Raw genomic sequence first — 19,117 nt, forward strand, 5'->3', positions numbered from 1 at the left:
CCTAAAGTGATGCGTCGGTCAGCGACTGTTCGAGGCCGGAGAGATGGATACCGCACTCGGTCTTGGCCTGGCCGGCCCAGCGCCCGCTGCGCGCATCCTCGCCCGGCTTGACGATCTGCGTGCAGGGAAAGCAGCCGATCGACAGGTAACCATAGGCGACGAGCGGGTTCTCGCGCAACGCATGCTTGCGCATGTAGTCGGCGAGGTCGGAGGTGGTCCAGCGCGCCAGCGGATTGATGCGGAAACGCGGGCCGACCTGCTCGAACACCGGCAGGGCTGCGCGGGTAGCGGCCTGGAAGCGCTTGCGGCCGGTGAACCAGGCGCGGAACGGCTCGACGCCACGCGCCATGGGCTCGACCTTGCGCACGTCGCAGCAGGCATCGGTGCTGATCTGGTGCAGGTTGCCGGTCGGATCGATACGCGCCAGGGCCGCCTCGTCAGGCGTGATGATGCGGATGTCGGTCAGGCCGAAATCGGCGGCGAGCGCGTCACGATAGTCGAGCGTCTCGCCAAAATGCTTGCCGGTATCGAGGAAGATCACCGGCAGCTTGCTGTCGACTTCGGCGATCATGTGCAGAAGCACTGCCGAATCCGCCCCGAAGGAGGACACGGCGGCGATTTCGCCGGCAAAGCGCTCGGTGGCGGCGCGCGCGATGATCTCGACGGGCGTCAGGTGCCCGTAGAGCGCGTCGAGTGCCGCGGCCTCGGCGAGAACCTGCGCTTCGGTCTCGGCGTCAGGCTGCCTTGGCTTCGCTAGCATAGAGCGCCTCCTTGAACGGCGCGGGGCCGACGCGTCGATAGGCGTCGAGGAACTTTTCCGTACGGTCGAGCCGGATGCCGAGATAGGTATCGACGATGGTTTCGATGGCATCGGTGATCTCATCCGGGCCGAAGCCACGGCCGATGATCTCACCGACCGAGGTGTGCTCGTCGGCCGAGCCGCCGAGCGTCACCTGGTAGAGTTCCGCGCCCTTCTTTTCGACGCCGAGGATGCCGATATGGCCGACATGATGGTGGCCGCAGGCGTTGATGCAGCCGGAGATCTTGAGCTTCAGCTCGCCGATGTCGCGCTGGCGTTCCAGCGAGGCGAAACGCTTGGAGATTTCCTGCGCCACCGGGATCGAGCGGGCATTGGCCAGGGCGCAATAATCGAGGCCAGGGCACGCGATGATGTCGCTGATCAGGTTGGAGTTGGCGGTGGCAAGATCGATCGCCACCAGCGCGTCATAGACCGCCTTGAGGTCGGCGCGGGCGACGTGCGGCAGGATCAGGTTCTGCTCGTGGCTGACGCGGATTTCATCGAAGCCGTACGTCTCGGCGATGTCGGCAACCGCGTCCATCTGGCTGTCGGTGGCGTCGCCCGGCACTTCGCCGATGCCCTTGAGCGAGATCGTCACCGCCGCATAGTCGGGATTGCGGTGGGTGAAGACGTTCTGGTCGATCCAGTCGCCGAAGCTCTTGGAATCGAGCCGTGCCAGCTTGACCGCTTCGTCGCCTTCCGGGCGCGCCGTCAGTGCTGGCGGTGCGAAGTAGGACTGGATCGCCGCGACATCGGCCTCGGGCAGCTTGAGTTCGCCATCCTTCAGCGCCTGCCACTCATGCTCGACCTGGCGGATGATCTCGTCGACGCCGGTCTCATGGACGAGGATCTTGATGCGCGCCTTGTACTTGTTGTCGCGGCGGCCGTGCAGGTTGTACACGCGCAGGATCGCGGTGGTGTAGGACAGCAGGTGCTGCTCGGGCAGGAAGTCGCGGATCTTCTTGGCGACCATCGGCGTACGGCCCTGGCCGCCGCCAATATAGACGGCAAAGCCGAGCTCGCCCTTGTCGTTCTTCTTCAGATGCAGGCCGATGTCGTGCGTCTGGATCGCGGCACGGTCGCGCTCGGCACCGGTCACCGCGATCTTGAACTTGCGCGGCAGGTACGAAAACTCCGGATGCACCGACGACCACTGGCGCAGGATCTCGGCATAGGGACGCGGATCGGCAACTTCGTCGGCGGCGGCGCCAGCGAAATGATCGGCGGTGACATTGCGAATGCAGTTGCCCGAGGTCTGGATGGCATGCATCTCGACCGAAGCAAGGTCGGCAAGGATCGCCGGAATGTCGGACAAAGCCGGCCAGTTGAACTGGATGTTCTGGCGCGTGGTGAAGTGGCCATAGCCCTTGTCGTACTTGCGGGCGATGTGGCCGAGCATGCGCATCTGCTTCGAGCTCAGCGTGCCATAAGGCACCGCGATGCGCAGCATGTAGGCGTGCAGCTGGAGATAGACGCCGTTCATCAGGCGCAGCGGCCTAAACTGGTCCTCGGTGATCTCGCCGGCAAGGCGACGCTCGACCTGGTCGCTGAAATCGGCGACGCGGGCCTTCACGAAATCATGGTCGAACTCGTCGTAACGGTACATGGTCGTCTTCCGGTCTGTGTTCAGGCGGCGCCGGCGGCGGGCCGGGCCTGCTTGCCAAGGTCGTGTCGATTGCTGGGGCCAGCGGCGCGGATCACTTCGCGCAGCCTGAGCGGCTGGATCGCGCCGTCGACGAGACTGACGTCGATCAGATTGACGTCGACGACTTCATTGTTGTCGTAGGCCGCCTTGCCGATCGCCTCGAGGCGCGCTTCGTCGGCCTTGTCGCCGACAGTCTCGGCGGCATCGATGGTTTCGGCCCATGTGCCGTCGGCCGCGAACCATACGGCCTCGCCGTCGGTCAGCCGGTTGGCGGTAAGGATCTTCATGCCCTGCTTCCTTCGAGCGCCGCGCGGGCGGCCTGTTCGTGCCTGTGTGCCGATAGCGGCTCGGAAAGTTCAAAATTGGCGCCGGCGACTGCGTCGCCGATGATGGTCATGACCGGGCCGTCGAGATCGCTGCGCGCTTCGAGCGACGGCAGGTCGGCAAGCGTGCCGTGGAAACGACGGCGGTTCTTCAGGCTGGCATTTTCGACGACGGCGACCGCCGTATCGGGCGACAGTCCGGCGTCGATCAGGCGCCCAGCCACGTCGGCGGCAACCGAGCGGCCCATGTAGACAGCGACCGTCGCACCAGAGATGGCGAGCTTGGCCCAGTCGGGCAGCGAGCCGCCCTTGAGGTCGTGGCCGGTGGTGAAGACCATCGAAGAGGTGACGCCACGCAGCGTCAGCGGCAGTTCGAAATCGGCAGCGGCGGCGAAGGCAGACGTCACGCCCGGCACGACCTCGTAGGAGACGCCGGCATCGCGCATCGCCTGCATTTCTTCGCCAGCACGGCCGAACACCAGCGGATCGCCGGACTTCAGGCGCACCACGCGCTTGCCGGCTTGCGCCAGTTCGACGAGCAGGTCGTTGATCTCGCTTTGGGTCTTGGAATGGCAACCCTTGCGCTTGCCCACCGGCAGCCGCTCGGCATCGCGGCGCCCCATCGAGATCACCGCCTCGGGAACCAGCGCATCGTGAACGATGACGTCGGCTTCCATCAGCAGGCGATGGGCGCGCAAGGTCAGCAGATCCTCTGCACCAGGACCGGCGCCGACGAGCGCGACATGTCCCTTGATCGAGCCTTTCTGCAGCAGAAGTTCGGTCGCCGCGTCATGCGCTTCGCCAAGCTGGCCGTTGTCGAGCGCACGGGCGGGTGCGCCTTCGAAGAATTCGCGCCAGAAGCGGCGGCGGACGTTGCCCCTAGGCAGCACACGCTCGACGGCGTCGCGGAAGGTGGCTGCCAGCGTGGCAAGCGCGCCGAGCTGCGGCGACAGCATGCGGTCGACGCGGGCACGGATCATCTGCGCCAAAACAGGCCCTGCCCCTTCGGTGCCGATGGCAACGGCAACCGGGGCGCGATTGACCAGTGCCGGGGTGAAGAAATCGCACAGCTCGGGACGGTCGACGGCATTGACCGGAATGCCCAGCTCGCGAGCGTCGCGCGAGATGCGACGATCAAGCGCCTCGTCGCCGGTCGCGGCGAACACCATGACAGCGCGTTCGATCAGCGAAACGTCATAGGCAGCATGGATGCGGGTCGCGCCGTTGGCGGCGATCCAGTCGCGCAGATGCGGTTCGACATGGTCGGCGATGATACAGATTTCGGCGCTCGACTGAGCCAGCAGGCGAGCCTTGGCCAGCGCCTCGTCGCCACCGCCGACGATGACCACGGCTTCGCCTTCGACCTTGAGAAAGATCGGAAATGCGTTGAGCTTGGCGGCGGCTAGGGTCATGACGCGACAGGTTCCGGATACCAGTCATTTCTAGCCGCCATTGCTGCGCTGCAGAAGAAATGCACTCGCGCGCGCCGATAAGGGAGGCAATCGCTTTTGCCTTGCCCGAGGCGCCAAGAGAAAATTATTCCACCACGGGCCGGCGGACAGTTTTTCGGGCTACACCTGCGGCCATGACGCCGAAAAGCTGGCCTGTCGCCCGCAGCCCTTGAAATCGCCGGTGTTCACCATGCTTGCGATGCGCCGAATGCACTGAGAAACCGCGATGGGACGCATGGTCGCCCGGACGCGTTTTTCCTAATTTCTACTAAGTTAGTAGAATTAAGCCGGAATGCGCTCCGAGCCCTGTTTGCCGTTCATCCGGAACATCAGTGGACGCCCGACGTTCCCCAAAAGGGCGAGCAGCAAAGGAGCACGACATGACGCATATCAACCTGAAGCACGGAATCTGGGTGCTGGTAGCCGATGGCGAAAAGGCGCTGTTCCTGAAGAACAAGGGCGACACCAAATATCCCAACCTCGAAGTCGTACGCGAGATGGAACAGGACAATCCGCCGACGCACCAACAAGGCAGCGATCGCCCAGGCCGCTACAATGACGGCCCCTCCGTCCATCGCAGCGCCGTCGAAGACACCGACTGGCATCGCGTCGCCAAGGAGCGCTTCGCCGACGAGATCGCGGCGCGTCTCTACAAGCTCGCCCACGCCGGCGATTTCCGCGAGATCATCCTCGTTGCGCCGCCGCTGGTGCTCGGCGAGTTGCGCAAGAAGCTGCACAAGGAAGTCGACGAGCGCGTCTCGGCCGAAATGGCCAAGACGCTGACCAATCACAGCGTCAGCGACATCGAGTCGATCCTGATGGCTGCCTGAGTCCAGGCAACAGTTCCAGATACGCTTTTCGTCAAGTGCCGGCAGCCGCTGCCGGCACTTTTTTCCACTGGGGCCATGTTTCTTGGCCGCTTAGGGTTGCGCATGCGCGCCTGCGTCCACCATATTGGAAATGCAGCGGATTTCACCGCCGCACCCCAATACAATGCTCATTTTCGAAAGGTGCCGCCGGGACAATGCCGCATGACACGCCCCTCATCGCTACCATCGTCGCCGGTCTGGGGCTGGCATTCATCTTCGGCGCGCTCGCCAATCGCTTCAAGGTTCCCCCGCTCGTAGGCTATCTGGTCGCCGGCGTGCTGGTCGGGCCGAACACGCCCGGCTTCGTCGCCGACCAGGAGCTGGCGCTCGAACTCGCCGAGATCGGCGTCATCCTGCTGATGTTCGGCGTCGGCCTGCATTTCTCGCTCAAGGACCTTCTCTCCGTCCGCGCCATCGCAGTGCCGGGGGCGATCGTCCAGATCGCCTTTGCCACAGCCCTTGGCGCCGGCCTCGCCTGGATGCTTGGCTGGTCGATCGGCGCCGGTCTCGTCTTTGGCCTGGCGCTTTCGGTCGCCTCCACCGTCGTTCTTTTGCGCGCGCTGCAGGAGCGGCGCATGATCGAGACCGAACGTGGCCGCATCGCCGTCGGCTGGCTGATCGTCGAGGACCTGGCGATGGTGCTGGCGCTGGTGTTGCTGCCCGCCCTTGCCGGCGTGCTCGGCGGCGAGGCGCAGACGACCCAGGCGCCCGACATACTGGCCTTGCGCTTCGACTTCGGCATCTGGGGCGTCATCGGCATCACGCTGGCCAAGGTCGCCGCCTTCGTCGTGGTGATGATGGTGGTCGGCCGCCGGGTCATCCCCTGGATCCTCCACTACGTTGCCCACACCGGCTCGCGCGAATTGTTCCGGCTGTCAGTGCTGGCGATCGCGCTGGGCGTTGCCTTTGGCGCTGCCAAGCTGTTCGGCGTCTCGCTGGCGCTGGGCGCCTTCTTCGCCGGCATGATCATGAGCGAATCCGAACTCAGCCATCAGGCGGCAGAAGAAACACTGCCGCTGCGCGACGCGTTCTCGGTGCTGTTCTTCGTCTCGGTCGGCATGCTGTTCGACCCGACCAGCTTGCTCAGCAACACCTGGCCGATCCTCGCCACGCTGTTCATCATCATCATCGGCAAGTCGGTCGCCGCCTTCCTGATCGTCGTTGCCTTCGGCTATCCGGTGGCCACCGCGCTGATCATCTCGGCCAGCCTGGCGCAGATCGGCGAGTTCTCGTTCATCCTCGCCGAACTCGGCGTCGGGCTCGGCCTATTGCCCGAAAAGGGCCGCGACCTGATCCTTGCCGGCGCCATCCTGTCGATCGTGCTCAACCCGCTGGTCTTCGCCGGCGTCGCGCGGCTGAAGCCGTGGCTGGAAAAGCGCTCGGGCAAGGTGCCGGAACCAGTCGAAGCCGTGCCGATCGGCCCGGCCACGGAACCAGGCGAAGTCGCCACCATCACGCAGGTTGCATCCGCCAAGGTCGACGACGACATTCCGCCGCCAACCAAGCTCACCGACCACACCATCCTGATCGGCTATGGCCGCGTCGGCTCGCTGGTCGGCCAGTCGCTCAAGGACGCGCAGCTGCCGTTTCTGGTCATCGAGGATTCCGACAAGACCATCGCCAGGCTCATGGCCGAAGGTGTCGAGACGGTCGCCGGCAACGCGGTCAAGGGCGAGGTGTTCGGCGCGGCCAATGCCGCCGGCGCCAGGCGCCTTATACTCGCCATCCCCAATGCCTTCGAAGCCGGCCAGATCGTGCTCAAGGCCAAGGCCGCCAATCCGGCGATGCTGATCATCGCACGGGCTCATTCCGACGCCGAAGTCGAGCACCTGACCGGGCTCGGTGCCGACAAGGTGATCATGGGCGAGCGCGAGATCGCGCGCGGCATCGTCGAACAGGTCCTGGAAGGCTCGGCCAGGCCGCCTACCAGTGATCCGGAGCCCGACGCCCCGCCGGCGGCAGCCTGAACCGGTCGAACCAAGCTTTTCCAAAACAAAAAAGGCCGCACAATTGCGCGGCCTTTTTTAATTGGCGAGCGGCCGCCGACCGCGGCCCTGCTCAGAGGAAGGGGAACGGCATGACGAAGTTGGGCTGATAAGTGTCCATCGTCGCGCCGTTGCGATCTTCGTCGATCAGCGTGCTGCTGCCGAAGCTGGCGCGCAGGCCGACCATCAGCTTGTGCGAATCGAAGCTTGCCGAGCCAGGGCCTTCCGAGATCGAGATGTTCTCGTACTGATAGCGGCCGAACACCGACCAGGGCGTGCCGTCGAAACGGTAGGTCGCCTGCAGTGCAGCAGCGATCGTGTCGAAATCGGCCTCCAGGCCACCCTGGCTCAGGTTGGCGCGATGGAAGCCGAGCTCGCCGTCGAAACGCAGATTGTCCTGGGCGAAATAGCGAACCACGCCGCGGATGCCCATGAGATCGACGTCAAAGGGCAGAAAATCGGATTCGAGGGCACCGTAATAGGCCTGCGCATAAAGCGTCACATTGCCGAAATAGGCCTGGGCCTCGGGGCCTACCTTCCAGCTCCAGAGATCCTCATCCAAGCCACCTGAAAATCCATAGGTGCTGGCCTGGACGAAGCCACCGAAGGCATAAGAAGCCGGGTCGCGCCAGAACAGGTGCGCCGCGCCGCCAACGCCGTGCAGGCTCTCGCCGTCCTGGCCGACGGCATCGACGGTGAAGTCGCCCTGGGCATTCCAGCGCTCGGCAAACGGCACGTTGATGCGCGCCGCGCCGCCGGCTGCCCACAGCGTCTCGTCGGAGAATTCGCTGATCCACAGCCCGCCGCCATAGATCTGGCCGTAGCCGGAGACCTGGCGAACAGTTTCCTCGACCGGTTGTGTCGGATCGGCAGCGAAAGCCGGCGTTGCGAGCACAGCAAGCCCGGCAGCAGCGAGCAGTTTCTTCATGGATGGCCCCTCGTCAAAATCGCAATGCAACATTCCATACTGCTAATTTACGCAAGGGAAAGATAACCGAACCCAACCGGGAGCAACCCTGACTGGTTTTCCAGTGACCTGATACATTGCGGCAACAGGTGGGCTAGCGCCGGCCCTCACCTCGACGCGGCACCGCCGACACTCGGGCGCCGACGCAAGCTGGACACGCCTCGGGGCGCCTAGTCCCCGCTTGCCGCCTAGTTCGGTAGGAATGGCGTACCGACCACGCGTATTTTGCGCGTGGTCGCCGGCATTGCCTTGGGCGTCTCCGGCACAAACGCCGTGACCGTGTCGTCAAGCAGCAGCTCGGGCCTGGCCTGGGGCACCGGGATGATCGCCGCTTCCATGTTCTTCGGGGTCACCGTCCGCGCCCGCATCTCATTGGCGCGCCGATAATAGCGCGGCAGGTCGCAGCCCTGGAAATCGGCCCTGTCACGATAGGCGAAGGCCGCTGGCAGATCCTTGTAGGACTGGCGCGTCTTGACCGAGGCCATCTCCTCGGTTTCCCGCCCGATGTCGTCGAGCTCATAGACGTCCATCGCATTGTCGTTGCAGATGAAACGGCAGCGATCGAGCGTGTTGTCATAGTAGCCGGTATTGACGAACTGGGCATTGGGCGCCGGAAAATAATAGCCGTCCGCCAGCCGCACGCAGTACAGCATGGCTTGTCCGGTGAAAGACAAGGGTCGGTCCGACTTGCGGCGGTCCGGACGTGCCGCCATCTGGGTGCACCCCAATGCCGACAGGCGCGCCCTGATCGCCGCGTTGTTGCCCCGGCCGGACGCGTTTTGGATTTCGCGCTCGACGCTTGCGCGGCGACCGGCAAGATCGCGGCAGGGGTCGAAGAAGCCGCCACTGCTGCGGCCGCTGCATTGCCGTTGGCGCTCGAGCGCCTTGATCGCCGAGAGTTGCCTGGTCAGATATGCGGGCGCGGCATTGCCGTTACCGAGCTGGGCCCGGAGGGAACTACAAGCGTCGGCTTGCGCCTGGGAAAGGCTGACAAGCAAAGCGCAAACGCACCACGCAAACCTCGCCGCAACATTCCAGTTTACTAATGCAATGAAAGTCAATTGCCCAAGCTCCGCCAGACTTCAGCAAGACTTGCGCAATATCACGGCGACAGGCTACTACAAGACAGCACCTGCAAACTACGTTAACCGCGCGATGGCGGTGCGACTTGACATCACGCGTGCCAGACCCACTTCACCTGCTGGCAGCAAGCTGGGCAAGATGACCCGGCAGGTCGGTGCCGGGGCCGGCCGCATTGACTGTATCGAAATACTCGTGCCAGCCGGAGGCGGCGATGCCCTGCAGGAGCGCGTCCAGCGCAGCATTGTCGGGAAACCGCCAGATGGCGAAGAAACGATGCGGGGCGGGATGGATCTTGGTGGCATCGGTTTCACCCAGGGCAATCGCCTCGACGCCGAGCGCCGACAAGGCGGCCATGCCGGCACCTATCACTTCGAAGAATGCCTGCCGCCCGGCTGCGTCGAGTGCCAGCCATGCGGGTTTCGGGGTGTACAGCTCGGCCAGATAATGCGCCACGGTGATTTCCTTTCGGCAAAGCGCTGCCACGGCCACGGGATGCGGCCGCGTTGCATGCGCGGGGATTGATTTGGGGAGCAGCCGCCGTATCAGCTGGGCTTTGCTGCTGCGGGGTCGAGATTTCGCCAGACACGGCCGAGCAGATCGCCAAACCGTTGGCGGTCATCGGCGCTGAAGCCGGTAAACAGCGTGGCGATCCATTTGGTATGTTCGTCGAACAGGTCCCGCGCCGCCACCTGCCCCTTGGAGCTCAGACGCACCGAGATCTTGCGGCGGTCCTCGATGCCGGGATGGCGCGCCAGGAAGCCGTCGCGCTCGAGCCCGTCGAGCAACCCGGTGATCGTCGCGCGGGTGACGCCGGCGCGCTCGGCCAATTCGTGCGGTGACAGCCCGTCCGGACGGTCATGCAGAAGGAACAGAAGCACGAACTTGCCCTCGGACAGCTGATGCGGGGCGAGACGAGCGGCACAATCCCGGTCAATCGCCGACGACAGCGCCAGGATTTCCAAGCACAGCCGCAAGCCGGCCTCGGGCCTGCCCCGGCGGTTGGCTTCGTCCAGAAGAGCGAGATGTTTTTGTTCGAGCATGGTCATATGCCGCCATATAGTATGGCGCCATATTAACTGTCAATCGCGTTTGGTCGCGATCCGCGCAAGCCAGCGAAAAGGCTAGTTTCCCAAGAGAACGTCGAGGATCGACGTCTCGCGGCGCTGGGTCGGGCCGCCGACGTCACCGGGAGGAACCGGGCGGCGAATGGAGGCGGTCGAGGACTGCTCCGGCTCGACTTGGGTGGCGTTGCCGACCTGCGCCGCAGGCTGCGGCTTGCGCACCGGCTGGGGTGCGGCGGGGAAGGTATTTTCGTCGAGCGGCTGGCTTTCCACAGCAACTTCGGGTGCAGCACTTCCCGGCGTCCAGGAGCCGGGCAAGGCTGCCATCGGCACGCCCTCGTGGGCCGCCACCATGAATTCGTGCCAGGCCAGCGCCGGTAGCGCACCGCCGGTGACCTTCTTCATCGGCTTGCCGTCGTCGTTGCCGAACCACACGCCGGTGGTCAGGTTGGCGGTAAAGCCGACGAACCAGGCATCGCGCGAGTTCTGGCTGGTGCCGGTCTTGCCGGCGGCGGGCCAGGCGAAGGCGGCTTTCTTGGCCGTGCCCTCCTCGACCGCGCCGGCCATCATCGCGTTCATCATGCCGACGACCTCCGCACTGATGACGCGCGGGCCACCGCCCGCCGTGTTCTCATACAGCACCTTGCCGTCGGTGGTGGTGACGCGTCGGATGATGTGCACTTCAGGCCGGTAGCCGCCATTGGCGAAAGGCACATAGGCGGCGGTCAGTTCAAGCGGCGTCACTTCCGACGTGCCGAGCGAGATCGACACGTTGGGCTGCAGCTCGGATTCGATGCCCATGCGATGGGCGGCTTCGACTACCGCGTTCGGGCCGACCTCCATGGCGAGCTGTGCCGCCACTGAGTTCAGCGATTTCGCCAATGCCGTCTTCAACGTCACCCGGCCATAATATTTGCCGTTGTAGTTTTCCGGCGTCCACTTGCCGATCTTGATCGGCGCGTCGTTGCGCATGCTGTCGGGCGTGCGGCCCTGCTCGAGCGCTGCCATGTAGACGAACGGCTTGAACGCCGAGCCCGGCTGGCGCCGCGCTTCAGACGCGCGGTCGAACTGGCTGGTCGAATAATCGTAGCCACCGACCATGGCGCGCACCGCACCTGAATTGTCTATCGACACCAGCGCGCCTTGGCTGACATTGAGCTTTTTGCCGTTCTCGTCGATCAGGCGGCGGATCGATTTCTCGGCCAGGTCCTGCAATGTCATGTCGACCGTCGTGTCGACGACGATGTCGGTCTGCACCTCCCCGATAAGCTCGGGAAGCTCCTGCATGACACGGTCGGCGACGTAGTTTTCCGAACCGGTCCAGAACGAGGCGACACGGGTCGCGGGCGCTATCATGGCGTTGGCCAGTTCCTTCTCGCCGATCATGCCCTGGTCGCGCATCGCCCCCAGCACCAGTTGGGCACGGTCGCCTGCAGCCTTGGGATCGCGCGCCGGCGACAGCCGCGACGGCGCCTTGAGCAGGCCGGCGAGCAAGGCCGCCTCGGCCAGCGTCACGTCGCGCGAGGACTTCCCGAAATAGCGCCGCGACGCCGCTTCGACACCGTAGGAACCGGAGCCGAAGAACACCCGGTTGAGATACATCTCGAGGATCTGGTCCTTGGTGTGCTTCTGCTCCAGCCACATCGCCAGCAGCACTTCCTGGACCTTGCGCTCCAGCGTGCGATCGGGCTTCAGGAACAGGTTCTTGGCCAGCTGCTGGGTCAGTGTCGAACCGCCCTGGGTGAAGCGCCCGTTCAGAAACCGCGTCGACACGGCACGCGCCAGGCCGATCGGGTCGAAGCCGAAATGCGAATAGAAGCGCTTGTCCTCGATCGCGATCACGGCTTGAGGAATGTAAGGCGACATCTGATGCAGGCCGACCGCCTCGCCGCCGGTCATGCCGCGATTGGCGACGAGCTGGCCGTCGACGCCGACGATCTTGATGTTGGGCGAGCGGTCGGGAATGGCCCAGGTCGTGGCGCTCGGCATCTTGGCGCCGTAGTAGACGACGATGCCGGCGGCGGCGATGCCGCCCCAGATGGCGAGCACGAAGCACCAGTAGACCAGCCGGCCGAATATGCCGAACAGGCCACGCTTGGGCTTGCGCGAGCGGCCGCGTGGCACAGCGCGCGCCTTGGAGGATTTACGCTTGGCCGGGGCTTTGCGGCGACTGGGCACGACGCGATCCTCCTCGCGCACCGAAAAGTCATCGTCGTCCGCAGCATTGCGCGGTCCGTCGAAGCTGGGTTCGATGCGTCTGTCGTTCCGGTTCGCCATACCTGTTTGTCCGGCCCCCATGCCAATGGCGTTCCGGTTGGACAGTAAATGCGGCGATTTAAGGGGGCGTTAAACATCCAGTCCCGCGGGCCTGTGGGCAAAAGTACCACGACCAGCCAGAGCAGGCCTGCGACCGACAAAGCAAAAACCGCCGTCCTTGCGGGCGGCGGCTTGCGGGGGCGGCATCAGCTCATTGCGGGATCGGATCGTTCGGACGCGGATCGTTCGGCTTGTCGGGGCGATCCGGCCTGTCGCTGCCCTTGTAGCAGGGGCTCGACGGATCGTTCTTGTCGCAGCAGTTGCTGCTCTGCAGGTAGCGCGGATCCTTCGGCTTCCATTCGCAGCGGCGGATTTCTGTCGACTGGCAGGCTGTCACGGCCGAAGCAGCGACGACGGCCAGCATGATGTTACGAAATGCACTCATGGTTCTCTCCTTTGAAACGAAATTTCCCACCTCACGAGACTGGGTCGTTGCGGGGCGGGGAAAGGTTCAAAGGATCGGCAGAATTATTTCGGACTTCCGGTTCCGGCTGCGGATGGCGAAGCTCAGGGCCCGACCGTCTTGCTCAGCGCGGCTGAAATACGCTCGCGCAGGATTTCGGCCATGTCTGTGTCCATGTGCAGGCGAACGCGGCCGCCGCGGGCATCGACAAGCGTTACCGCAACACCATCGAGCGTGTCATCCCTGGCGGCCTCGACAGCCGCCACCATGAACTCATGTTCGTGTCGATCGGTTTTTTCGGCCATGGCTGTTCTCCCTGGCTGGCAGCCAGAGCATACGCCTATTCTTCCTCGTCGTCGCCGCCGGCCTTGGACCACGAGTGCGGGCTGATGCGCTTCTGGGTGTCGCTGTCGACATAGGCCCACCAGCCCTCGTCGCTGTCGTCCCACTGTCCGCCGGCGGCCTTCAGGCGTGCCAGCGAGCGATACTGCGCGACCGATTCATTTTCCTGGCCGTCGCGGTCGGTCCAGTAGACCGTGACCTTCGAGCCATCGGTGGGTGCGGTGGCGATCGGCAGTTTGGCGCTCATGTGGGTCCCTTTTGTTGCTGCTTGCCAACGATAGACGACCGCGCGGCCCGGTAAAGCCACGCGGCATCGAAAGTCAGCGGCGGCTGAGCAGTGCCGCGAGCAGGCCAAACACCGCAACGCCAACAAGTGCGGTCGTCATCGGATTGTCCTGGGCGGTTTTCTGCGCCACGCGCGCCTGCTTGCGCATCGCCGGCAGGGCGTCGGTAAAGCGGTCGTAGAAACCTTCGTAAAGCTCGGAGGCGCTTTCGCGCGTGTCGGCAAGGGCTGCGGAACTGCGCTTTGACATCGCCTTGGTCAGCGAAGCGACCTGTTTGGTAAGCTGGGAAACCTGGTCTTCGAGGTCGGCCTGGATTTCTTCACGGGTGGAAGCCATTCGGATGCGTCCTTTCATTGTACATGACCCCGAAAATCGCTTCCGATTTTCGGAAAGGATCATGCACGATTCACACTCCTACAGCGTCCTTTGCGCGTCCGAAGTGACGTGCGACGCTGTAGATTACGCACCCCAAACGGCGCAGGCAGGCGTTCGTTCCCTCGAAAGGACCGAACGCCGCAGCTAGGCCCGGCAACCTGCAGCGGCCGCAGAGCCGGACCATCGACAGGTCGGCCTCAGCTGTGGGCGAAGATGTCCTCTTCGTCCCAGCCCATCAGGTCGAGCTTGGCGCGGACGGGAAGGAAGCGGAAGCAGGCCTCCGCCTCCTTGGCGCGGCCGTCGCGTTCAAGCCTGCCGGCCAGCACGTCGCGCAGGCGGTGCAGATAGAGCACGTCGGAGGCGGCATATTCGAGCTGTTCGGACGACAGCGTCTCGGCGGCCCAGTCGGACGACTGCTGCTGCTTCGACAGGCTGACGCCCAGAAGCTCGTTGCAGATGTCCTTGAGGCCATGGCGATCGGTGTAGGTGCGGGTCAGGCGCGAGGCGATCTTGGTGCAGAATACCGGCTCGGCCATCACGCCGAAGGCGTTGTAGAGCACGGCGATGTCGAAGCGGCCGAAATGGAACAGCTTCGTCACCTTGCGGCTCTTAAGCAGGCTGACGAGGTTCGGTGCCTTCTTCTGGCCCGGCGCGATCTGGATGACGTCGGCGGTGCCGTCGCCCGGCGAGATCTGGACGACGCAGAGGCGATCGCGATGCGGGTTCAGGCCCAGCGTCTCGGTGTCGATGGCAACGGCATCGACGTCATAGTGCTGGAGGTCGGGAAGGTCGTGCTTGTGGAAGCGGATGGTCATGCTTGTCTCCGATCGCGGCTTGGTTTCTCAGTTGCCGCGATCGGACAAAAAATCAATAGAAACCTCGGTTTCTACTTCACTTGCGGGTGAGCGCGTCGAGGATTCGCGCCCAGGATCGCTGACCCTTGTGGAACGAGGCCAGGTCGTACTTCTCGTTCGGCGAGTGGATGCGGTCGTCAGGCAGGGCGAAACCGACCAAAAGTGACTCCATGCCGAGGAAGGTCTGGAAATCGCCGACGATCGGGATCGATCCACCCATGGCGAGCATCACGGCCGGCTTCGGCCACTCGTCCGACAACGCATCCTTGGCCTTGGCCAGGAACGGCGAGTCGTAGGACAGCTGGATCGCAGGCCCAGCCCCATGCTCGTGGAATTCGACGCTGCAGTCGGCCGGAATGCGTGCACGCACGAACTCGCGGAAGGCCGCGCGGATCTTTTCCGGGTTCTGCTTGTGCACGAGGCGGAACGACACCTTGGCCGAGGCTTCCGCCGCAATGACCGTCTTGAAGCCCTTGCCGGTGTAGCCGCCTGATATGCCGTTGAACTCGGCGGTCGGGCGGGCCCAGACCAGTTCGAGGATCGAGCGTCCCTTTTCACCAGCCGGGATCGACAGGCCGATCTCGCCGAGGAAGTTTTCCGCCGTTTCGCCGAGTGTTTCCCACGATTTCAGCACCTGCGACGGGGTCTCTTCGACACCGTCATAGAAGCCGGGGATGGTGACGCTGCCATTGTCGTCATGGATGGCGGCAAGGACCTTGGCGAGGATGCGCACCGGATTGGCGGCCGCACCGCCATATTCACCCGAATGCAGGTCGCGGTTGGCCCCCTTTACGATCACCTCTTCGCCGACCAGGCCGCGCAGGCCGACGCAGATGGCAGGCGTCTCGCGGTCCCACATGCCGGTGTCGCAGACCATGGCGAAATCAGCCTTGAGCTCTTCGGCATTGGCATCAAGGAACGGCTTCAGCGACGGCGAGCCCGACTCCTCCTCGCCTTCGAACAAAAGCGTGATCCTGCACGGAAGACCGCCATGCACCTCTTTCCAGGCGCGGCAGGCCTCGACGAACAGCATCAGTTGGCCCTTGTCGTCGGACGAGCCACGGCCGGTGATGACCTTGATGCCGCCTGCGATCTCCTTGATCTTGGGATCGAAGGGATCGTCTTCCCAGAGGTTAAGCGGGTCGACCGGCTGGACGTCGTAGTGGCCGTAAAACAGCACATGCGGCGAGCCGGCGGGGCCGTCGTGATGGGCAACGACCATCGGGTGGCCTGGGGTGTCGCGCACACTGGCGTCGAAGCCGATGGTCTTGAGATCGGCGACCAGCCATTCGGCGGCCTTGCGGCAGTCGCCTGCAAAGGCCGGGTCGGTGGAGATCGACTTGAGGCGGAGCAGCTCGAACAAGCGCTCCAGGGACTGGTCGAGATTGTTGTCGAGGCGATCGAGAACGGGTGCGACTGCGGACATTTGGGGTGCCTTTCGATTCTTCTGGCGCGCAACCTAGTGGGCCAACAGGAAAACGAAAAGGCGGCAGGATTGGGCCAGCGCCGATGCTGCGGAAGCTTGCTGATCGTGAACAAAAAAAGTGCCGCCGTGGTGGAGGGGGACCACGGCGGCACATTCTTAAACGGTGCGGCAGCCCGGAGAGGGGGATGAGGCTGCCGCAGGGTCCGGATAGGCGGGGGACGGGCCTGAGACCGGACTTCGGCAAAAACTGCCGATGCCCATTATTTGTTCCTTTGAACGTGGCGATTCAAGGGCACGAAGATTACACTTTTGTAACATGCGCGTGATCGGCCGATCGCCCGCTTCGGCCCTTGCCGAGCGCGCGACGGTACTGTTCGACGGGCATTCCGCCAACGCTCCAATCCTCCAAATCGACTTCATTTATAACCACTGACGTCGTCGCCGGATCCTTGTCCAGGACGTCGACGAGAAGATCGGTTGTCGCCTTGATCAGGGCGGCTTTCTGCTCCGGCGTCACACCTTCGCGGGTGATCTTGATATTGACGTAGGGCATTCTTGTGCGCTCGCTCCCGGTCTTTCAGTTCGACTGCACGTCGAAGTGAAAGACCTTTGCCATGATCTGCCAGCGGCCTTCGAGCTTCACCAGAGTCAGGAAGTCGGTGAAATGCTTTGGACCGATGGCGCAGTTGAGCTTGGCAAAGGCCGTCACCGCACCGGCGAACTCGATCGAAACGATGCGGTCGACCCTGGGCTCCGAACGGCTGGCCGGCGACGGCCGCTTGTCGACGATCGGGAAGTATTCCTGCATCGTCAGTCGCAACAGTTCGCCTTCGGTTGCGCAGGCGTAGATCGCCTGCGGATGGAAGATCCTGGACAGCCGCTTGGTGTCGCTGAAGTGGAGCCCGTCGAAATAGTCCGCGAGCGCATGGGCGACCTCGGCATAGGCGGCAGAGTGGTCGGCAGCGGCGGTCATGCCAGCCCCTCGGCGGCCATGGCAGCTTTGACCGACGGGCGCTCACGCACGCGCTCGACGAAGGCTGCCAGGCGCGGCCATTGCGCAAAGCCGATCCCTGTCGGGCCGGTCCAGCTCGCAACGACAAACAGATAGGCATCGGCAACCGAGAAATGATCGCCGAGCAGATAGGCGCGGCCATCGGCGAACTGCTTTTCCATATGGTCGAGGCGCTGCCCCACAGTCGCTACGGCTGCGTCCTTCGCCTCGCCGGTGGCGCCACGAAACAGCGGCGCGAATGCCTTGTGCAGCTCCGAGGCAATGAAGTTCAGCTGTTCCTGCAGCCGTGCGCGGGCAAGCGTGCCCGGTTCCGGCGCAAGGCGACGGGCTCCATTGCTGTCAGCGAGATACTGGACGATTGCAGCGCCTTCAGTCAGCACCTCGCCGTCGCCGAGCCGAAGCGCAGGCACGTAGCCCTTGGGATTGATGGCGCGGAAATCCGCGCCGGTTTCGGTTGTCTTGGTCTCGACATCGACGCGCTCGACGTCGAACTGTCCGCCCAGTTCGTGCAGCACGATGTGCGGCGAAAGCGAGCAGAATCCGGGTGTGTAGTAGAGTTTCAACTCAGGTCTCCTTGCGTCTGAAGTCGGCAGGTGAAGGGCTATCAGATCGCCGTTACATTTGGATACTAGGTAACTTGATGTGATCTCCACTTTCGAGTATCCAGGCGGTAACGGCGGTTTCACCGCAGTAACCACACGATTGCCGAACGTGATGACGCCATGGCGCTGAAAGTCCGCAGAAACCGTGCTCCCGAGCCTCCAGAATGCTGCCCGCTCAGCGAGTGCATGTCGTTGCTCGGCGGCGCCTGGACGCCCAACATCATCTGGTATCTCAGCGCCGGCCCGCGCCGCTTCGGTGAGCTTCGCCACGACATTCCCGCGATTTCGGCAAAGGTGCTGACCGGCCGACTGCGCGATCTCGAGACCAAGGGTGTGCTGTGGCGCCGGGTGATGCCGACGTCCCCGCCCTCGGTGGAATACGGGCTGACCGAACTCGGCACCGAGTTCCAGCCGGCAATCGCGGCCATCGTCGAGATCGGCCACAAGCTCAAACAGCGCCAGGCAGCCCACGGCCAGTCCAGCAGCATGGCGACAGCCGCCCCCTGACATCGGCCCGCCGTAGGCCGGCGGCCAATGTCAGTTGTGAAAACGCGGACCTTTGCAGAACGAATGCGGCCCGCCTAGGCTCAAGCAAATCAGCCAAATCAACAGTGGAATGACCCATCCATGCCCGTGCATGTCCGAGCCGCCTTGCCGCAAGACGCCAGCGCCATGGCGCGAATCCTGAATGAAATCATTGAGATCGGAGGAACGACAGCGCACCGCGAACGTTTCGATGAGCAGCGCATCATCAGCTACTTCATCTCGCCGAAACTCGGAATCAGCTGCTTCGTGGCACTGGAAGGCGAGCAACTGCTGGGGTTCCAGTCACTCGACTGGTCCGACCCGGACTGGCCGGGCGATCGGCTGCCCGCCGACTGGGGCGTCATCGCAACCTTTGTCGATCCACATGCGCACAAGCGCGGTGCTGGACGGGCATTGTTCGCCAACACGGTGGAAGCTGCGAAGAAGGCCGGCGTCAGCTTCATCGACGCGACAATCCGCAAGGAAAACACCGGCGGCCAGGCATTTTATCAGGGGGTAGGCTTCACCGACTATCGCGAGGGGCCGGAGACCATTTCAAAGCGTTTTGCGCCACTCTGAACGGCAGAAGACCACCTTGCGGCGCTTGAAACGTCGCCGCTTGCAGCAGATCAGCGACTGTCGTTGCCGCGACACCCGGACGCCCGCAGCATCTGGCACCTCAGCTACCGCCCACGCCGCTCCGCAACTGGCAGAGTGCGTGATTGCGCGACCATCAGGCGCACGTGCTCGCTGCCCGTCAACGACTTGTCAGTAGACGGCGGCAAAGCCTGCTTG

22 protein-coding genes are annotated in these 19,117 nt (G+C 63.8%); 4 read left to right on the forward strand and 18 right to left on the reverse strand.

Annotated elements, in window-relative coordinates:
* Window position 1 precedes the first annotated feature (1 nt).
* From IHE39_RS18895 to cysG, 4 genes are read right to left on the reverse strand one after another with little or no spacing between them, the layout of a single operon-like run.
* On the reverse strand, window positions 2-760 hold the full coding sequence (locus IHE39_RS18895) for a phosphoadenylyl-sulfate reductase (protein WP_192567572.1): 759 nt from the start codon (window positions 758-760) through the stop codon (window positions 2-4).
* On the reverse strand, window positions 735-2,405 hold the full coding sequence (locus IHE39_RS18900) for a nitrite/sulfite reductase (protein ID WP_192567573.1): 1,671 nt from the start codon (window positions 2,403-2,405) through the stop codon (window positions 735-737). The genes IHE39_RS18895 and IHE39_RS18900 overlap by 26 nt, the downstream gene beginning before the upstream one ends.
* 20 nt (window positions 2,406-2,425) lie before the next feature.
* Window positions 2,426-2,731, reverse strand: a complete 306-nt coding sequence (locus tag IHE39_RS18905; protein WP_192567574.1) for a DUF2849 domain-containing protein — start codon at window positions 2,729-2,731, stop codon at window positions 2,426-2,428.
* Window positions 2,728-4,179 carry a siroheme synthase CysG gene (gene cysG, locus IHE39_RS18910; RefSeq protein ID WP_192567575.1) on the reverse strand — a complete coding sequence of 484 codons (1,452 nt, stop codon included), beginning with the start codon at window positions 4,177-4,179 and terminating at the stop codon, window positions 2,728-2,730. The genes IHE39_RS18905 and cysG overlap by 4 nt, the downstream gene beginning before the upstream one ends.
* Window positions 4,180-4,598: 419 nt before the next feature.
* Between cysG and IHE39_RS18915 the strand changes: the two genes are divergently transcribed.
* Together IHE39_RS18915 and IHE39_RS18920 are read left to right on the forward strand one after the other, a co-directional pair.
* On the forward strand, window positions 4,599-5,048 hold the full coding sequence (locus IHE39_RS18915) for a baeRF12 domain-containing protein (protein ID WP_184769923.1): 450 nt from the start codon (window positions 4,599-4,601) through the stop codon (window positions 5,046-5,048).
* Between the two features lie 194 nt (window positions 5,049-5,242).
* Entirely contained in the window at window positions 5,243-7,054 is a 1,812-nt protein-coding gene (locus IHE39_RS18920; protein ID WP_192567576.1) for a cation:proton antiporter domain-containing protein, read from the forward strand.
* Between the two features lie 91 nt (window positions 7,055-7,145).
* On the opposite strand, the gene IHE39_RS18925 is transcribed toward IHE39_RS18920, so the two are convergent.
* The 14 genes from IHE39_RS18925 to gstA form a co-directional block, all read right to left on the reverse strand.
* On the reverse strand, window positions 7,146-8,000 hold the full coding sequence (locus tag IHE39_RS18925; protein ID WP_192567577.1) for a hypothetical protein: 855 nt from the start codon (window positions 7,998-8,000) through the stop codon (window positions 7,146-7,148).
* 227 nt (window positions 8,001-8,227) lie between these two features.
* Window positions 8,228-9,037: a DUF2865 domain-containing protein gene (locus IHE39_RS18930; protein WP_192567578.1), complete on the reverse strand. Its 810-nt coding sequence runs from the start codon at window positions 9,035-9,037 to the stop codon at window positions 8,228-8,230.
* 196 nt (window positions 9,038-9,233) lie between these two features.
* On the reverse strand, window positions 9,234-9,575 hold the full coding sequence (locus IHE39_RS18935) for a DUF6616 family protein (protein ID WP_192567579.1): 342 nt from the start codon (window positions 9,573-9,575) through the stop codon (window positions 9,234-9,236).
* Between the two features lie 89 nt (window positions 9,576-9,664).
* Window positions 9,665-10,168 carry a MarR family winged helix-turn-helix transcriptional regulator gene (locus tag IHE39_RS18940; RefSeq protein WP_192567580.1) on the reverse strand — a complete coding sequence of 168 codons (504 nt, stop codon included), beginning with the start codon at window positions 10,166-10,168 and terminating at the stop codon, window positions 9,665-9,667.
* A gap of 75 nt (window positions 10,169-10,243) precedes the next feature.
* The gene (locus IHE39_RS18945; protein WP_192567581.1) at window positions 10,244-12,460 is read right to left on the reverse strand and encodes a transglycosylase domain-containing protein; all 2,217 of its coding nucleotides are present in this window, start codon (window positions 12,458-12,460) and stop codon (window positions 10,244-10,246) included.
* A gap of 190 nt (window positions 12,461-12,650) precedes the next feature.
* Complete coding sequence (locus IHE39_RS18950) at window positions 12,651-12,884, reverse strand: hypothetical protein (RefSeq protein WP_184769916.1); 234 nt, start codon at window positions 12,882-12,884, stop codon at window positions 12,651-12,653.
* A 122-nt stretch (window positions 12,885-13,006) separates the two neighbouring features.
* The gene (locus IHE39_RS18955; protein ID WP_184769915.1) at window positions 13,007-13,207 is read right to left on the reverse strand and encodes a hypothetical protein; all 201 of its coding nucleotides are present in this window, start codon (window positions 13,205-13,207) and stop codon (window positions 13,007-13,009) included.
* Between the two features lie 35 nt (window positions 13,208-13,242).
* Complete coding sequence (locus IHE39_RS18960; RefSeq protein WP_184769914.1) at window positions 13,243-13,491, reverse strand: hypothetical protein; 249 nt, start codon at window positions 13,489-13,491, stop codon at window positions 13,243-13,245.
* 73 nt (window positions 13,492-13,564) lie between these two features.
* Window positions 13,565-13,864, reverse strand: coding sequence for a hypothetical protein (locus IHE39_RS18965; protein ID WP_184769913.1), 300 nt, complete (start codon window positions 13,862-13,864; stop codon window positions 13,565-13,567).
* Window positions 13,865-14,100: 236 nt separating this feature from the next.
* Complete coding sequence (locus tag IHE39_RS18970; protein WP_192567582.1) at window positions 14,101-14,718, reverse strand: ribonuclease D; 618 nt, start codon at window positions 14,716-14,718, stop codon at window positions 14,101-14,103.
* Window positions 14,719-14,794: 76 nt separating this feature from the next.
* A complete protein-coding gene (locus IHE39_RS18975) occupies window positions 14,795-16,183 on the reverse strand; it encodes a M20/M25/M40 family metallo-hydrolase (RefSeq protein WP_192567583.1) in 1,389 nt (462 codons plus the stop codon).
* A gap of 301 nt (window positions 16,184-16,484) precedes the next feature.
* Window positions 16,485-16,736 (reverse strand): tautomerase family protein, encoded by a 252-nt coding sequence (locus tag IHE39_RS18980; protein WP_192567584.1) that lies wholly within the window; start codon window positions 16,734-16,736, stop codon window positions 16,485-16,487.
* Between the two features lie 24 nt (window positions 16,737-16,760).
* Window positions 16,761-17,156, reverse strand: coding sequence for a nuclear transport factor 2 family protein (locus IHE39_RS18985; protein ID WP_192567585.1), 396 nt, complete (start codon window positions 17,154-17,156; stop codon window positions 16,761-16,763).
* Window positions 17,153-17,758 carry a glutathione transferase GstA gene (gene gstA / locus IHE39_RS18990; RefSeq protein WP_192567586.1) on the reverse strand — a complete coding sequence of 202 codons (606 nt, stop codon included), beginning with the start codon at window positions 17,756-17,758 and terminating at the stop codon, window positions 17,153-17,155. The genes IHE39_RS18985 and gstA overlap by 4 nt, the downstream gene beginning before the upstream one ends.
* Before the next feature lie 225 nt (window positions 17,759-17,983).
* Between gstA and IHE39_RS18995 the strand changes: the two genes are divergently transcribed.
* Entirely contained in the window at window positions 17,984-18,304 is a 321-nt protein-coding gene (locus tag IHE39_RS18995; protein ID WP_246485565.1) for a winged helix-turn-helix transcriptional regulator, read from the forward strand.
* 120 nt (window positions 18,305-18,424) lie between these two features.
* Window positions 18,425-18,901 (forward strand): GNAT family N-acetyltransferase, encoded by a 477-nt coding sequence (locus tag IHE39_RS19000; RefSeq protein ID WP_192567588.1) that lies wholly within the window; start codon window positions 18,425-18,427, stop codon window positions 18,899-18,901.
* Window positions 18,902-19,117 lie beyond the last annotated feature (216 nt).

It is taken from the genome of Aminobacter carboxidus, from assembly GCF_014863355.1.
Taxonomy (GTDB): domain Bacteria; phylum Pseudomonadota; class Alphaproteobacteria; order Rhizobiales; family Rhizobiaceae; genus Aminobacter; species Aminobacter carboxidus.